Source organism: Pseudofulvibacter geojedonensis, from assembly GCF_042675745.1.
Taxonomy (GTDB): Bacteria; Bacteroidota; Bacteroidia; order Flavobacteriales; family Flavobacteriaceae; genus Pseudofulvibacter; species Pseudofulvibacter geojedonensis.
The window spans coordinates 47,071-61,241 of sequence record NZ_JBHTJM010000009.1 but is presented as its reverse complement, the minus strand read 5'-3'; the positions used below and the strand labels follow the sequence as shown (position 1 = coordinate 61,241).

General features: G+C 27.4%; 12 protein-coding genes and 1 pseudogene. 9 read left to right on the top strand and 4 right to left on the bottom strand.

The window, feature by feature from the left end; all coding sequences use genetic code 11:
* The first annotated feature begins 40 nt into the window (after window positions 1–40).
* The 4 genes and pseudogenes from ACFQ1O_RS09770 (at window position 41) to ACFQ1O_RS09755 (ending at window position 6,214) form a co-directional block, all read left to right on the top strand.
* Window positions 41–892: an FRG domain-containing protein gene (locus ACFQ1O_RS09770; protein WP_377715837.1), complete on the top strand. Its 852-nt coding sequence runs from the start codon at window positions 41–43 to the stop codon at window positions 890–892.
* 18 nt (window positions 893–910) lie between these two features.
* A pseudogene (locus tag ACFQ1O_RS09765) lies at window positions 911–1,162 on the top strand (tyrosine-type recombinase/integrase); the annotation flags it as partial.
* 99 nt (window positions 1,163–1,261) lie between these two features.
* Window positions 1,262–3,655 carry a toxin-antitoxin system YwqK family antitoxin gene (locus ACFQ1O_RS09760; RefSeq protein ID WP_377715836.1) on the top strand — a complete coding sequence of 798 codons (2,394 nt, stop codon included), beginning with the start codon at window positions 1,262–1,264 and terminating at the stop codon, window positions 3,653–3,655.
* 15 nt (window positions 3,656–3,670) lie between these two features.
* A complete protein-coding gene (locus tag ACFQ1O_RS09755; RefSeq protein ID WP_377715835.1) occupies window positions 3,671–6,214 on the top strand; it encodes a DEAD/DEAH box helicase family protein in 2,544 nt (847 codons plus the stop codon).
* Between the two features lie 462 nt (window positions 6,215–6,676).
* Here ACFQ1O_RS09755 and ACFQ1O_RS09750 read toward each other — a convergent pair whose 3' ends face one another.
* The gene (locus ACFQ1O_RS09750) at window positions 6,677–7,555 is read right to left on the bottom strand and encodes a type II toxin-antitoxin system death-on-curing family toxin (RefSeq protein WP_377715834.1); all 879 of its coding nucleotides are present in this window, start codon (window positions 7,553–7,555) and stop codon (window positions 6,677–6,679) included.
* A gap of 186 nt (window positions 7,556–7,741) precedes the next feature.
* On the opposite strand from ACFQ1O_RS09750, the gene ACFQ1O_RS09745 reads away from it, so the two are divergent.
* Together ACFQ1O_RS09745 and ACFQ1O_RS09740 are read left to right on the top strand one after the other, a co-directional pair.
* Window positions 7,742–8,611 carry an AAA family ATPase gene (locus tag ACFQ1O_RS09745; RefSeq protein ID WP_377715833.1) on the top strand — a complete coding sequence of 290 codons (870 nt, stop codon included), beginning with the start codon at window positions 7,742–7,744 and terminating at the stop codon, window positions 8,609–8,611.
* Window positions 8,586–9,605 (top strand): DUF3871 family protein, encoded by a 1,020-nt coding sequence (locus ACFQ1O_RS09740; protein ID WP_377715832.1) that lies wholly within the window; start codon window positions 8,586–8,588, stop codon window positions 9,603–9,605. The genes ACFQ1O_RS09745 and ACFQ1O_RS09740 overlap by 26 nt, the downstream gene beginning before the upstream one ends.
* A 31-nt stretch (window positions 9,606–9,636) precedes the next feature.
* On the opposite strand, the gene ACFQ1O_RS09735 is transcribed toward ACFQ1O_RS09740, so the two are convergent.
* Window positions 9,637–11,022, bottom strand: coding sequence for a hypothetical protein (locus tag ACFQ1O_RS09735; protein WP_377715831.1), 1,386 nt, complete (start codon window positions 11,020–11,022; stop codon window positions 9,637–9,639).
* Complete coding sequence (locus tag ACFQ1O_RS09730; RefSeq protein WP_377715830.1) at window positions 11,022–12,041, bottom strand: hypothetical protein; 1,020 nt, start codon at window positions 12,039–12,041, stop codon at window positions 11,022–11,024. Before ACFQ1O_RS09730 ends, ACFQ1O_RS09735 begins: the two co-directional genes overlap by 1 nt.
* Before the next feature lie 252 nt (window positions 12,042–12,293).
* Here ACFQ1O_RS09730 and ACFQ1O_RS09725 point away from each other — a divergent pair, with 252 nt between their 5' ends.
* The gene (locus tag ACFQ1O_RS09725) at window positions 12,294–12,662 is read left to right on the top strand and encodes a hypothetical protein (protein ID WP_377715829.1); all 369 of its coding nucleotides are present in this window, start codon (window positions 12,294–12,296) and stop codon (window positions 12,660–12,662) included.
* Window positions 12,663–12,941: 279 nt separating this feature from the next.
* Here the strand turns inward: ACFQ1O_RS09725 and ACFQ1O_RS09720 are convergent, their stop codons facing one another.
* Entirely contained in the window at window positions 12,942–13,178 is a 237-nt protein-coding gene (locus ACFQ1O_RS09720) for a helix-turn-helix domain-containing protein (protein ID WP_377715828.1), read from the bottom strand.
* A gap of 80 nt (window positions 13,179–13,258) precedes the next feature.
* Here ACFQ1O_RS09720 and ACFQ1O_RS09715 point away from each other — a divergent pair, with 80 nt between their 5' ends.
* Together ACFQ1O_RS09715 and ACFQ1O_RS09710 are read left to right on the top strand one after the other, a co-directional pair.
* Entirely contained in the window at window positions 13,259–13,567 is a 309-nt protein-coding gene (locus tag ACFQ1O_RS09715; RefSeq protein ID WP_377715827.1) for a hypothetical protein, read from the top strand.
* 7 nt (window positions 13,568–13,574) lie between these two features.
* Window positions 13,575–14,006 (top strand): hypothetical protein, encoded by a 432-nt coding sequence (locus ACFQ1O_RS09710; RefSeq protein WP_377715826.1) that lies wholly within the window; start codon window positions 13,575–13,577, stop codon window positions 14,004–14,006.
* The last annotated feature ends 165 nt before the right edge of the window (window positions 14,007–14,171 follow it).

Genomic DNA, 14,171 nt, shown 5'->3' with positions numbered 1-14,171 from the left:
TTTATGTGCTATCTTGTTGGTAATCAAAAGGCTTTTAGGAATGAAGTGGATTATAAATAAAAATAATTGCTATGCAGAATGTCAAATAAATAATTGGTTAGAAATAATAGAAAATATAGAGAATATATTCGTAGATCATCAGGAATTTATTTACAGAGGACATCAAGATTCAGATTGGATGCTTGAATCAACTTTTGATAGATATTATAGGTTGACATTAGAAAACTTAGATGAAAATTTACTACCAGAATATGATTATGAAGAATATTTACAAGTTCATTTAGAAAACTTTAAGGTAAATAGTATTGGTAGAAGAATTAACTCTACTAGAAAATTAAATGATTTTGAATGGTGGGCACTTGGTCAGCATTATGGACTGGTTACTCCTTTGTTAGATTGGAGTAAGTCACCTTATATAGCATTATACTTTGCTTTAAATCACCCATTACCTCCATCTTCTAACAAAAGAACTTTGTGGGTGTTTAATCCAATTGGTTTTCAAAAAGCTTATGAACAACAAAATATTAAAGTATCTAAGATAAAAGTGGTAGATAGTCCTGTGGATGAGAATGTACGATTGTTATCACAAAAAGGAAAATTTACATTTACGCCAAATGGTTTGTCTATAGAAAATTACATAAAAATGAATGTTAATCTAAGTGGATTAAAACCAATCCTATTTAGGATAGATATTCCAGAAAAAGTAAGAGAAATATTTTTATTGCATTTAAACTCAATGAATATTAATCATTCTACAATTTATCCTGATTTAAAAGGAGCTTCTGGTTATAGTAATAGTCAATTAGAAATCTCTTTAAATAAGAAGAAATGGCAAAATAGTAAAGGGTTTAAGAAAAGGTCATTTACTTTAGATTATTTGCAGCATGATTAAGTTCTTAGCAGGTAATATTTATTGCCCAGAATATCAAATCAAAAATTTAATTCCTACATAAAAGAAATTGCTGAAATAGTTAATATAGGGAAAAACCTAACTCATCATATAGCAAGAAAAACATTTGCTACTACGGTATTATTATATAATAATGTTCCTATGGAAATTGTAAGTGAGCTGTTAGGACATAGTAAATTAGATACTACACAGAAACATTATGCTAAAGTAGTAAAGAAAAAAATAAGTAATGTGATTAAGAAAATCTTCTAAGTCTCATTAAATATGATGAAAAATATATACCCAAATAAGGTGATCAATAATCTTATTTCATATGATTATATTTGTTTTAAAGTTAAATTTTACGATTTTATGAAATATATAATGCGTGTTGTTGTTTTATTTTTTGTTTTTATTACGAATGCTCAGAATATTACATTAAATGATTTGCAAATAGTTTGTAATAAAAAAAGCTCTGAACTTGTAAATCAATATTTGATGAATAAAGGATGGGAATATTATGATTCTGAAAAGGGAGATACTTATAAGTATAACACTATAACTTGGGCTTATGAGAAATCAAGTTATGATGACAAAGCTACAGGATGGTTTTATTTATATACTTATGAAGGAGAACCGAATAAAGTAAGTTATAATGTGTTTAACATCAATTCATATAATAAGATTAAGAAAAGTTTGTCTTCTTATGGGTATAAGTTAAAAGATGATAAAATAGAAAATGATAAAATCATTTCTACTTATGAAAACTCAAAGTTTAGAATAGAAGTGACAACTAGTAAAAGAAAGGATAATGATATTTATGATAGAAGTTTTACATCATATAGCTTTATGTTAATTAAAAAATCTGGTATTTATGACCCAGACAATGGAATTAAAACTATTTATTGGAAAGGAACTAATAAAATTAAAGCAATATATGATCTTAAAAATGGTGAGTTAAATGGTGACTATAAAAACTTTTATGAGAGTGGTAATCTTAAAATGACAGGAGCTTACCAAAATGGAAATAGAAATGGAGCTTTTAAATTTTATTATGACAATGGAAATACTAAAGAAGAAGCTCATTATATAAATGATAAGGGTAATGGTCTTTTTAAACAGTATTATGAAAATGGAGATTTAGAAGTTGAATACTATCTTAAGCAAGGAAAACTAAATGGTAAATTAACAAGATATGAGAATAATCAGAAAAAATTTACTAAACAATTTCTTAATGATGATTTAGAAGGTGATTATGAAGAATATATATATAATAAAGAAGGAATTCTTTCTGTAATACTTAGGGGGAGATATATAAAAGATAAAAGAGAGGGGAAATGGAATTATTATAGTTTAGATAAAGATAAAAAAGAAACTGTAATTATCAGTAAAAATTATAAAGGAGATATATTAGATGGTAATTTTCAAACTGTAAGAGGAGATAGTTTAATTTTTGGTACATATAAAAATGATAAGCTAAATGGAAAGTATTTAATTTATCGAGATTATTTAAAAATGTTAGTAGGTGGTGTAATTAGAACAGATACAACTAATAGTAATCTTAAATTAGAAACAAAAGGTCAATACTTTAACGGAAAGGAAAATGGGAAATGGGAGTATTTTGGATTAAATAATAATTTAATAAAAACTGGTAGTTTTATAAATGGGGATAAGGATGGTAAATGGAGACATTATTATGCTAATTATGTAGATAAGTTAACTAGTAAACCATTAAAATATTCTGGAGAGTTATATTTAGAAGAAAACTATATGAATGATGTGTTACATGGTAAATCTATTAGGTATTCTACTATTGATAGAATAGAATATGATTGTGAGGATAAAGATGAAGAAAAATGTTACGAATTAAAGTATAAGAAAGTATATGTTGAAGAGAATTACAATCAAGGATTTTTAGAAGGAAAGTATTTAGAGAAGGATTCCACAGGGTTTGTAAAAAAGACTGGTTCTTTTAAAGGAGGGAAAATGAATGGAGAATGGACTAGTAGAAAAAAAATAAAAGACTACATATATGTAGTTAAGGGACACTATTCATATGGTTATAAAGAAGGAAGTTTTACTTATTACTTTGATGATGATATATCTACAAAATTTTTAGAAGAGGAATATTACAATAACAAATTAGATGGAGATTCTAAGGCTTTTTTAGATGGGAAGGTTAATTTAATTAAAAAATACTCCAAAGGTTCTTTAAAAAAGCTACGTTACTTTGATAATGATAATTTGATAGAAGAGTTTGAGGTTGATTCTAATTACTCACTTTACAAGAAAATCAAAAAAATAGAATATCAAGATAACTATGTAATAAGTAAAACATATAATTATTATGGTAATAATGATGATTTTGATAAGGATTTTTCAGATAAATTATTTAATAAGTCTTTAAAAAAAGGTACCACTTATACAGATGGCTATTATGTAAAAAAAGACAAAATGAATAGAAAAATAGAGTCTGGAGTATTGAAAAAGAATATTAGAGAAAGTAAATGGGTGTTTAATTTTTATGACTCAAATTTGAGGAAAGAAGTTGAGTATATAGAGGGTGAAATATATTCAGAGAAATATTATACTTTAAACTCAAGTGAACCATATTCAGGGATGTTTAAATTTATGGATTTAGAGAATAATCATATTCATGAAATTAAAATTAAAGATGGATTAAGAAACGGAATTACCATCATTAAGGATAACCAAGGAAATAAAATAAAAAAGTTAAAGTTTAAGGAAGGTCTTTTAAGAGAGTAAAGTAAAGAAATGTCTATGGAGCTACCAAACATTCATTTTCAAGATTACCCAATAGAGTTTAAAGAAATAAACCCAGAAGATTACCCTCAATTAGAAGTAGAGAATTATAGGAGTAAACATATTGTTTCACCTGATGAAAATGGATATATCCATACAGTAATTCAACCGCTACTTCAACTAGATTATAAGAATACAGTAGTTATTAATGCAGCAGTAGGTCAAGGAAAATCTTATGCAATCATTCAAACTATAAAAAGATATTATGAGGCTGAAGATGATTATTTGATAGTTGTAGCCTCACCTTTTGTTAGTTTGGTAACTCAATATTGTAATGATATACGAGATGCAGGAGTTCCTGAAGAACAAATATATAATTATGGTGATTTAGGTAGAAGACCAGAAATATCATACCTAAATAAAGCTGTACAAGTAGTTACTGTAAATACTTTATTAGGGAATCCTGGGGAAGATGCATTTAAAAATTCCAATGCTAAGAGACAATACATAAATGATTTAATAAATCATTGTAAACAACAAGATAAAAAAGTTGTCTTTGTATATGATGAAATTCATGATTCATATCATAATTTTAAAGAAGAGTACATTTTTAATTTGTGGAAATGGAGAGATGTTATTCTAAAGAATTTTATACTAAGTGCAAGCTATAATGAAGCTTCAAAAGTTGTTATAGAATACTTAGCTGAGTTAACAGATAAGAGAATTAAAATAATTGAATCTAAAAGGATAGTAAATGAAGAGAAACAAAGTGACCTTTATTTGCACTTTAATTCAGCTCAACAGTATAAGTATAATAATGATCACATAGTTAGGGTAGTTAGTAATTTAATAAATAAGGGGAAAGAAATAGATATCTTATGTTACTCTAAAACTTTAGCTAGTGATTTAATTAAATCTAAGGATGGTGAAATTAGAAGATTGCTACTTGAAAAGTATGGTGAAATTAATAATTGTACTTCTGAACTAGTATCTAATCAAAGGACTGAAAATAGTGAGCCTCAAAATAGATATGATAACTCTAAATGTAATATAGGTACAAATTTCAAGACTGGAGTAAGTATAAAAAAAGAGAATCATGCTTTTATAATTATTATGCCTCCTAGAGGTACAAGACTATGGTTTAAAAATAAGTCAGGGATTTTTTCAGGAGGAATTAATTCTGTTATACAAGCCTTAGCAAGGCAAAGAGTTAAAGGGGAAATACACATAATTCTTCCAAACCCAGATAAGTTTGATTTTACATCTTTAAATGCTTCTACTATGTCTGATATACAGAAAGAATCATTTGAAAAGAATTATAAGAAATATCAAAGTTATAAAACAGTAGATAAACTTGTAGAGTACTTACCTCTTAGTTCACAAGATATTTTGATTAGGAATTTTTATGAGAAGGAATTGAAAAGAAATGTATTGGAAGAGATAGAATATTTAAGTGAACAAGATAGGGGTGAGTTTGTTAGTTTAAAATATCCAACTTATAAGATATTCAAGCTAGAAAAAGGAGAAGAGTATTTAGCAAATGTATATCCTTATTTGGGAGAGGATATTTCAGCATATACTACTTATGCAGCATTTACAAATCAATTTATTAATTGTAAACTTAAAGGTATTACCAATAAGCCTATAGTGTATATTATTGAAGGTAAAGAACAGGAATCTTTACATAAATTCTTTGAGTTATACTTAGGGGTTCAATATAATGATGCTGTATTAGAGTGGTCAAATCATAGAAGAGCTTATTTAGATTTTAAGAATCAGTTATTTAACAACTATACTATTGGTTATTATAATGAAGAGGATGGTTCTTTTAAACAAATTAAAAGGAATGCTTCTAAAGTTATAGAAAGAAACATTTTAAGGTTTGTTCATTCTAAAATAGTAAAGGAGATTACAGATCCTTCTCAGATGGTCAATGAATATTTAAACAACATAGGTGAATATACCAGAGGGGGGTACTTTTTAGAATGTATTGCTCATGCTAAAGACATAAATATAGATGAGGTTGATTTTAGTGATATAGATAAAAAACGTATTAAAGCATATCAATTATTAGGCTATTTTAGGGAGAAAATCATATCTTCTATATCACATTACAACTTTAGGAGGAAAGAGTATTTCTATGTGCCTTTAACTCCTCTTGAAGGCTTTTTAAGTACTACTGAATATTCTATGTTACTAGAAATAATTTCTTTGTTAAGAGAGTCTGATGAATTAATAGCTAATGATGTTTTTGAGTTTAGTGATAGGATTGCTAGGGGTAAATCTGTTAGCTCTAAAATAACATCATTTTATAAAATTTTAATTGAAGATTTTTTAATATTAGATTCTAGTGTGTCTAGTATTGAAATTGGAGGTTTAGAAAAGAGAAAAAGGGTTAAGAAGGTTAATGGTATAAATTTAATACCAAATAAAGCTAATAGTTTAGATTTAGTATCTCCAGAGAAACACTACTATCCAATTGAAAAAATAGAAAGTTGGGCTATTCAGAATTATGGAAGCCTAGAAGAATATAACAACATTATTAATTCAGAATTAAATTAGAGCTAAAACTAATTCTTGCGTACACTTTTGTATTTCACTATATATACTCTCCACAAAAGTGTACGCAAGGAAGTTAAATCTATTGTCTAAAAGTTCTACTATCCCCCTAAGGTAAATAATATATGGGTATATTTTGTTTGTAGCTGAAGTGCTAGATTTACAAAAGATGAATATTGATTATTTCTTTGAAGCTATACTATTGTTCTAGTCTGAACCTCAGATTTTATCAAACCTATTTTAATCAGAAGTTTTGAATTACTTGTTTTAGAACCTAAATTCAAATGTTTTGATTTCGCGAATGGCACAAAAGTTTTCTTCCTCTTTGAGAATACTCCTTCCCTTTCAAAAAGCTACTACTTTTTTTATGATAAAATCAAGTAAATTAAGGATGGAGGTGTCTTTAAATTAGAATTAGGTACTATTGAGCTAAATCTAGAAATATGTCACAAATTTTTATTGTAATTAAGTCTTAGATAGTCTATAAATTAACTCTTTATAAGTTTTAATTTCTGAATCTAACAATGCTTCCTCTGTGTAAAAAAATGTGTGGTCAATTCCATCAGCTTTTGTTAGTTGAAATTCTCTTCTTATTTTTCCTAAAGTAACTAAATTTACACTTACTAAATTACCTTTTAAATTATATCTTCTCTTGTTTACTTTTTTTAAAGAGTAAGTAAAACCTAAAACAGACTTTTCTTTTTCCTTATAAATTTCTAGCTTATCGCCTTTTTGCTCAAGCTTTATGTTTTTGCTATTTAGTAGTTTTTTTAATTCGGAGATTTTAATTTCACCTTTTAAGGTAGTTTGTTTAGGTTTTGAATTCCTTTTTATCCAAAAAGCCATATATGATACTACTGTATCTGAGTCCCATTTTTCTTTTGACTTTCTCTCTTTTTTAGGTCTAATAAAATTATACTTCTTTTTATATTTCAAGCTAAATTGTTCTACTTTAGAATCAGCTATAGATACCAAAAACTCATAAAGTTCATTTGAGTTTAACTTAGGAGAAAGAACATAGCCATTAACATATAAATGTTTTATTAGACATAATAATCCTGCCCTTTTGTTTCCGTTATGAAAGGAGTGGTTTTTTATGATTCCATAAGTCAATGTTGCACAGTTAGAAAAACAATTTGAGTATTTATAAAAATCTCCAAAACCTGTAGTTTGTCTTCCTATAGCACTTTCTAACATCCCAATATTCTTTATTCCTCTAGGTTCTACAGGGTCCATCTTCTCAAGTAAATGAGTGTTTTTAGATAGTAACTCGTGTAGGTCTATTAGGCATTCCGTCTTTAGAGTGTTTATAACACCATTTTCAGTATTAATACTATTGGTCATTAGTGAGTAATTAAAAAAGGTTATAGCACAAATCTAGGGTTTATAGATAAACAAATTGAAATAAAAGAGAGTAATTTATCAACTGTTTTTGTTGAAAAAACCTACTTGTCGACAGGTAATGAGAATCAACCCTAAGAGTATAAATGTAATTTATACAAAAACTAAATCAATTTAAATATAAAAATTATGCAATTAAGAACATCAGAAAGGAAGAAAGCTAAAATTAAATTAGCTCTTCAAGGAAGTGCAGGAAGTGGTAAGACTTATTCAAGCTTATTACTAGCACAAGGTTTAACTAATAAGAACTTATCAAAGGTAGCTATCATAGATACAGAGAATGGTAGTGCAGATTTATATGCTCACTTAGGAGAGTATAATGTACTAACATTACAACCGCCTTTTACACCAGAAAAATATGTGCAAGCTATTGAGGTATGTGAAAAGGCAGGAATGGAAGTAATAATATTAGACAGTATCTCTCATTGTTGGGATGAACTATTAGATTTTCATTCTAAGTTACCTGGTAATAGTTTTACCAATTGGAACAAAGTTACTCCTAGACAAAAAGAGTTTGTAAATAAGATACTTCAGTCAGATGCACACATCATAGCTACTATGAGGACAAAGCAGGACTATGTACTTAATCAAAAGAATGGAAAGTACATACCAGAGAAAGTATCACTTAAGGCAGTACAACGTGATGGTGTAGATTATGAATTTACTATTGTGTTTGACTTGGATATGAAGCATTTTGCTGTAGCATCCAAAGACAGAACTAACATATTTTCAGGGAAACCAGAGTTCATTATAAATAGTGCTACTGGAAGAAAGATACTTGAATGGTGTAATTCTGGAACTAATTTACAGGAGGCTAGAGAGAAAATAAAAGCTTGTAAAGATATAGAAGAACTGAGGAAGCTATACACTCAATATAGTAATTGGAGAGAGTTGTTAGAGTATGATTTCAAGCTCCAGAAAGACACTATAAACTCTAAAGAAGTATTGTTAAACCCTAAAGCATTTAGTACAAATGGAACTACAAATCATACAGCCTAAACAGACCTTACAATTACAGCCAGTAAATAAACCTCTAGAAGTAGAAACTATAATGAATAATATAATACCTTCTTATGAGATAAAACCATTTATTGAAGCTAATACAAAAGAAGTAACATTAGAACATTTACGGAATGATTGTATAATACCTGTTTTTAGTAAGGACAATGAAAAGACAATTGCACATCAAGAGTTCATTGAAGTAGTTCTAGACTGTGTAAAAAAGGTATTTCCTCATCATATTATATCTGCTCCAGAAATGAGGATATCTCACCAAATTAAAGGTAGGATTCCTTCTGCTATTCATAAGAATGTAAAGGAACTACTAGATCATGAAAAGACTATTTACTATGAGAGAATGGCTTTTATTATAAGGGTTCCAAGTATCATTGAAAATATAAATGGTAATGATGTAGCTTTAACTATAGGAGGAGTAAGAGCATATAATCAGGAGAACTTATATAATAGGAAGTCTTATGAGAAGTTTAAATTATTTATAGGTTTCCAGAATATGGTGTGCTGTAATTTATGTGTTTCTAGTGATGGATTTGTAGATGATTTAAGAGTAAGTAATACTAATGAACTAGCAGTAAAAGTTACAGAAGTTCTTCAGAGCTACAATGCTATTAAGCATCTAGCAGTAATGAGGGAATTGTCTCAATCTGTTTTAACTGAACAACAATTTGCACAACTTATAGGTAAGGCTAGATTATATCATTACTTACCAAAAGAAGAAAAGACTCAAATACCATATCTAATGCTTAATGATGGGCAAATTTCTACAGTAGCTAAAGATTTTTATCAAGATAAGAGCTTTTGTAGAGATGAGAGTGGAAATATCAATTTATGGAATGTATATAACCTATTCACAGGGGCTAACAAGAGTTCCTACATTGATACTTTCCTAGATAGAAATGCTAATGCTTTTGAATTTACTCAAGGCTTAGCTAAGGCAATTAATGATGGTAATAACTATCATTGGTTTTTGAGTTGAGTGTGACACCCTACTTTATGTAGGGTGTTTTTTAAATATAGTCAGATGTGTACGCTAATACTACTAAAAATATTATCAAAGTTAACACCCATATACTATTGTATAATCCCAATCTTTTTATTAGAAATTTCTTTTCTTCTTTGAATTCACTGTCTCCATCTAGAATTTTTTCAACATCATCTTCAACTAGTAAATCTAGAGCTCTTTTTTTGGTATCATTATATTTTGAATTAATCCTTTTATAATCCAAATAAGTGAGCCAATTTGAAAAGATTAAGAATAGAGCAGATATTACTAAGAGACCAATTCCCATTATTGTTGTTTCTTTATTTAGTATAGCACTAACTACTGGTTTAGTATAAATTTTCAAAACAAAGACTGTCAAGTAGAATGAGATGAATACAAAAATTGACTTCTGAAAATTTCCAATAAACACCTCTAAAGATTTATTTACTTTTTCTATTATGTGTTCAATTTGGTTATGAGCCTTTGTTCTTACATCAATATATCTAGATATGTTTTCTTTTATATAGGTATTGTTTGCAGATAAAATAGAGAGGAAAACTTGTTCTCCAATGTTTAAAGTATTTTCTTTTAAATAAACAGTTAACACGTTTCTAGACAACCCTAATTTATCCTCTGTTTTGTTTATTTCTGAATAAACCCATTTAAATATTTTAGAGTATTCATCATTTAAATCTAATTGTAAGAAATCTAATTCATATGCAAAGGTTTTGTGTCCAGTTATTTTTAATAAGACATTATTACCATTTATTTCAGATGAATCAAATAAATAAATAAGGTTAAAAATAAAATTTAGACGTTTTAAAATATCTAGTAAGTAATCATTAGATTTTGATACTTTAAAGTCAAAGTCATTTGGAGTATACTTGTATTTAGAATAATTGTTAAAATTACAAAGTGTACTCAACTCTATAGTTTGTTTTTTGTAATCAAGTTCTTTTGTATTTAATCCTATAAAAGAGGTGGAATCTACATTAAGCGTATCTGAGTTTTTAAATACTAGTCCATTTTTATACTCATTAAAAATATCTAATATTTGTTCTAGAGTTTGAGATTTTAAAAAGTTGAAAAATTGTTCTTCATTAAATATAATAACCTTTTTTCCCTTTTTGAAAATAGAAAGAGTAATATTAGCAGAATTAATGTCTTCATCAATATTGATTTTTTCATAATTATTACTACCTATACTATAAGATGCTTCATCTATTAAAAAACTCCATTCGTAATTATTACTTTTAAGATATTTATTGAAAGTAGAATATGTTTCATCAGTGAAAACTTGAAAATTTTCGGCAATATCTGAAGTGAAACTACATTCATATAGAACAAAATTATCAGAAATGTTTAATGAATCTTTATTCTTGAATATGTTTAAAAAATTTGTTATATCCATTATTCTTTAAATCCTAGATCTTTCAGTTTATCATATCCTTCAGAGGAAAGAATACGAACATACTTATTACCTCCTTCTTCTATAGGTTTTAAAACATTTTTTAGATTATCAACATGATCATCTAAACTTAAAAAAAGATTACTTCGCAACCTTAATTTAGTCTTAATTTTCTTGGTTATTTTCTTTTTTGAAATTTTAAATTGAGTGTCAAACCCTTTAGATTCAGGTAACTCTTTTATACGAGTAATTAGTTTTTCTTTTGGGAAGTCAGAATTTAAAGGTGTGTAATTTTCAAATACGTTAGTGATTACATCAGAATAATTTAACACATCATTACTTCTATAAAAACCAATAAGAGTATTTCTAATTAATAGATAATCTGTGTAAAACTTATTTTTATATTTTGTTAATGCTTTATCTAGTTCATTAAGAGATTTTTCTGTGTTTTCATCATCTGTATTTAGTTGTTCTAGTTCAAGAAAATCATCCCACCAATATCTACTTGAGTTTTTATCATGTACATAATTATATGTTATGTTAAAATTCTCATCTAAATAAATCATAATAGCTTTGAAAACCTTTTTCTTTGTGTTTAATCCGCGTATTAAGTCAAAGTTAATCTCACTTAATACTTCATCATGTTCAACTTTACAAATTATCACTTTGTGAGTGCCTTCTGAAAAGAAAGATAAGTGTAGTAAGCTTCCTTTTTGAATTTCAATATTCAGTCTAGCTATTCGTTCTTGAGATTTTTTTTCTTTTTCTAATAATCTTTTTGAATTTTCAATAATTAACTCATCTACATTTTCTTCATTTTTAATTATAGGTACAAGTGTGCTCTTTACTTGAGTATTACCTTTCTTGAATTCATACAATCTTTTGTTTGGATTTGTATGTATATCTTCAATTAAAGAATCAACGTATTTGTTTAGATTTTCTGATGTTTCATCAATAGTGATTGGTGTAACAGTATTTGTCTTAACATCTAAATGGTGTAGAGATATATTGTTTATTGTCATTAGCTCATCTTTTAACCAAATTTACCTATAATTTTTTATAAAAAAAATCTTCCAGATTAAAATAGTATTCACGTACTCCCCCCAAAAAACAACCCTCACTTATTTTGGCGGAGGAAAACTCCCCCACGCTACTTTACATTTAGAAATGAAAATTCAGGGATAAATTTAAACTCAAGGTGATAGTTGATGTTTTTATTATCAGGGATTGATTTTTAAATGTAGAGCTATTCAACAACTCAAAACTCAAAGACAATGGTAAGAATTATCAACTATAAAGAAAGACAAACTGATGACAAGACATTTTATGTTTTAGAGGTTCAAGGAGGAATCCAAGTGGTAAAAAGCAAAACTACTAATCAGTTTTATGCAACAGCTAAGAAAGCTTATATAGCAACTACATTTGATGAAGAAACTTGTAAAGCTCTTATAGGTACAGAAATGGAAGGATGTATTATTAAACAACCTTGTGAACCATTTGAGTATACAGTAAGAGAAACAGGAGAGGTAATAACCTTAACTGAAAGATATGTGTATTCAGAAGTAGATACAAGTACTAAAGAAGATGAAGCTATTCAAAAGCTATTATCTGGTACACCTGCATTTGAAGAAGTTGGAATTTAGTTTAGATTGAGCACCTTGTTATAAATACAATAATAGGGTGCTTTTTTACTTGCTGAGGTTCATACTAGATCTATAGAGAGTATTTGAGAGAGTGTGTTAAGATAATACTTTAGACTACCTCACTGTAGTATTTGTTTTTTTTGAACAGTATTATATAATAGCCAAATCTTATAAAAATTGAGAATTAAAAAGGCTGTAAGAGTGTGTTTTTAGTATAATACTATTGTATTAGTAGGAGTGTCAGGGATTTTATTAAAGCTTAGACTATATAGCTAAATTTTAATTTTCTTTAGGAATAATATCTGTTATTTGTGATAAAGGAACTTCTAAAGCTTCAGCTATTCTGTTAAGTGTGTAAATGGTTGGATTAGTTCTTCCAGATTCAATTCTAGAGATGTTAGTTGTATCAATACTTCCTTCAATCCTGCCAACTAAATCTACTTGAGAATAACCTCTAGAAACTCTAATGTTCTTTACATTTTTCCCTACTAGTTTTAATAATTCTGATTTATCCATACTTGACTTTTATGACAAGTCAATAAATGGCTTATATTTGTTTAGTTTAATGCCATTAATGGCAAGTTATAGGAAATGGCATGAAATTTAATGAAGATGAACAAAGAGGATTAGTACAATTAATTCTAGCAATAGTAGGGTTATCTATAATGTGGTTAGTCTGCTATTTTACAACTTTATTATGGGTGATTTTAGGGATAGTTGCTCTTCTGTTGCTATACTATGGTTATAAGGATTCTTTAGAAAAAGGATTATTATTAAATTATTTTATTGTATTAGCAACAATAGCATTTTTTATAATTAGCTCAGTAAATGGTGTAAATCCTTCAGTGATTATATTGGTTCTAGTATTGGTAAGTATAATATTATATCAGATGAAACGTAAGTAATTTGATTATGAAAGCAAATAACATAAAAGAAAAGTTCTATTTTAAATTGAATAATAATATTAGTGAATATTCTAATCTTATATCTAACTATTCTATTAGTCCTAATAATCATTTTGAGGTAAAATATGATTTATATATTTCAGAACTCAAAGATTTTAGTAGTTTATTTAACCTGCCATTTTTTAGGAAACCTCTTTTACTTTTTTATTTAGATAAACTTTGTTCGGTATTCTATAAATTTCAAGGAAATCAACTTGAATATTTGGATAAGATTTTAAAAGAGTTTATCCCTAATGAATTATATATAACTAGAGTTAAGAGTGAATCAATTGTCTATAGACTTGAAGAAGACTTAATAATTCATGTAAGGTATAAAGATGATGATACTACAGGTTTGTGCATGAAAAATAAACAATTCCATGAAGATGGTTTGAAGTAGTATAAGTAAATAAACCTATTTCTAAAATTAAATAAGATGAGTAACTATAGAATTTCCTTTTGAATTAGGTAAAGACAATGAAGATTGGGAGTTAGATTTAAAAATACTCCCAAATAGAGTACCAAATTATGATAGCTATTTATATGTATGAGAAGAAGTAAAGTT

Bases quoted from the DNA above. Each gene is read 5' to 3' on its own strand.
- ACFQ1O_RS09770 (WP_377715837.1), top strand. From the start codon at position 41: ATGAAGTGGATTATAAATAAAAATAATTGCTATGCAGAATGTCAAATA.
- ACFQ1O_RS09760 (WP_377715836.1), top strand. From the start codon at position 1,262: ATGAAATATATAATGCGTGTTGTTGTTTTATTTTTTGTTTTTATTACG.
- ACFQ1O_RS09755 (WP_377715835.1), top strand. From the start codon at position 3,671: ATGGAGCTACCAAACATTCATTTTCAAGATTACCCAATAGAGTTTAAA.
- ACFQ1O_RS09750 (WP_377715834.1), bottom strand. From the start codon at position 7,555: ATGACCAATAGTATTAATACTGAAAATGGTGTTATAAACACTCTAAAG.
- ACFQ1O_RS09745 (WP_377715833.1), top strand. From the start codon at position 7,742: ATGCAATTAAGAACATCAGAAAGGAAGAAAGCTAAAATTAAATTAGCT.
- ACFQ1O_RS09740 (WP_377715832.1), top strand. From the start codon at position 8,586: ATGGAACTACAAATCATACAGCCTAAACAGACCTTACAATTACAGCCA.
- ACFQ1O_RS09735 (WP_377715831.1), bottom strand. From the start codon at position 11,022: ATGGATATAACAAATTTTTTAAACATATTCAAGAATAAAGATTCATTA.
- ACFQ1O_RS09730 (WP_377715830.1), bottom strand. From the start codon at position 12,041: ATGACAATAAACAATATATCTCTACACCATTTAGATGTTAAGACAAAT.
- ACFQ1O_RS09725 (WP_377715829.1), top strand. From the start codon at position 12,294: ATGGTAAGAATTATCAACTATAAAGAAAGACAAACTGATGACAAGACA.
- ACFQ1O_RS09720 (WP_377715828.1), bottom strand. From the start codon at position 13,178: ATGGATAAATCAGAATTATTAAAACTAGTAGGGAAAAATGTAAAGAAC.
- ACFQ1O_RS09715 (WP_377715827.1), top strand. From the start codon at position 13,259: ATGAAATTTAATGAAGATGAACAAAGAGGATTAGTACAATTAATTCTA.
- ACFQ1O_RS09710 (WP_377715826.1), top strand. From the start codon at position 13,575: ATGAAAGCAAATAACATAAAAGAAAAGTTCTATTTTAAATTGAATAAT.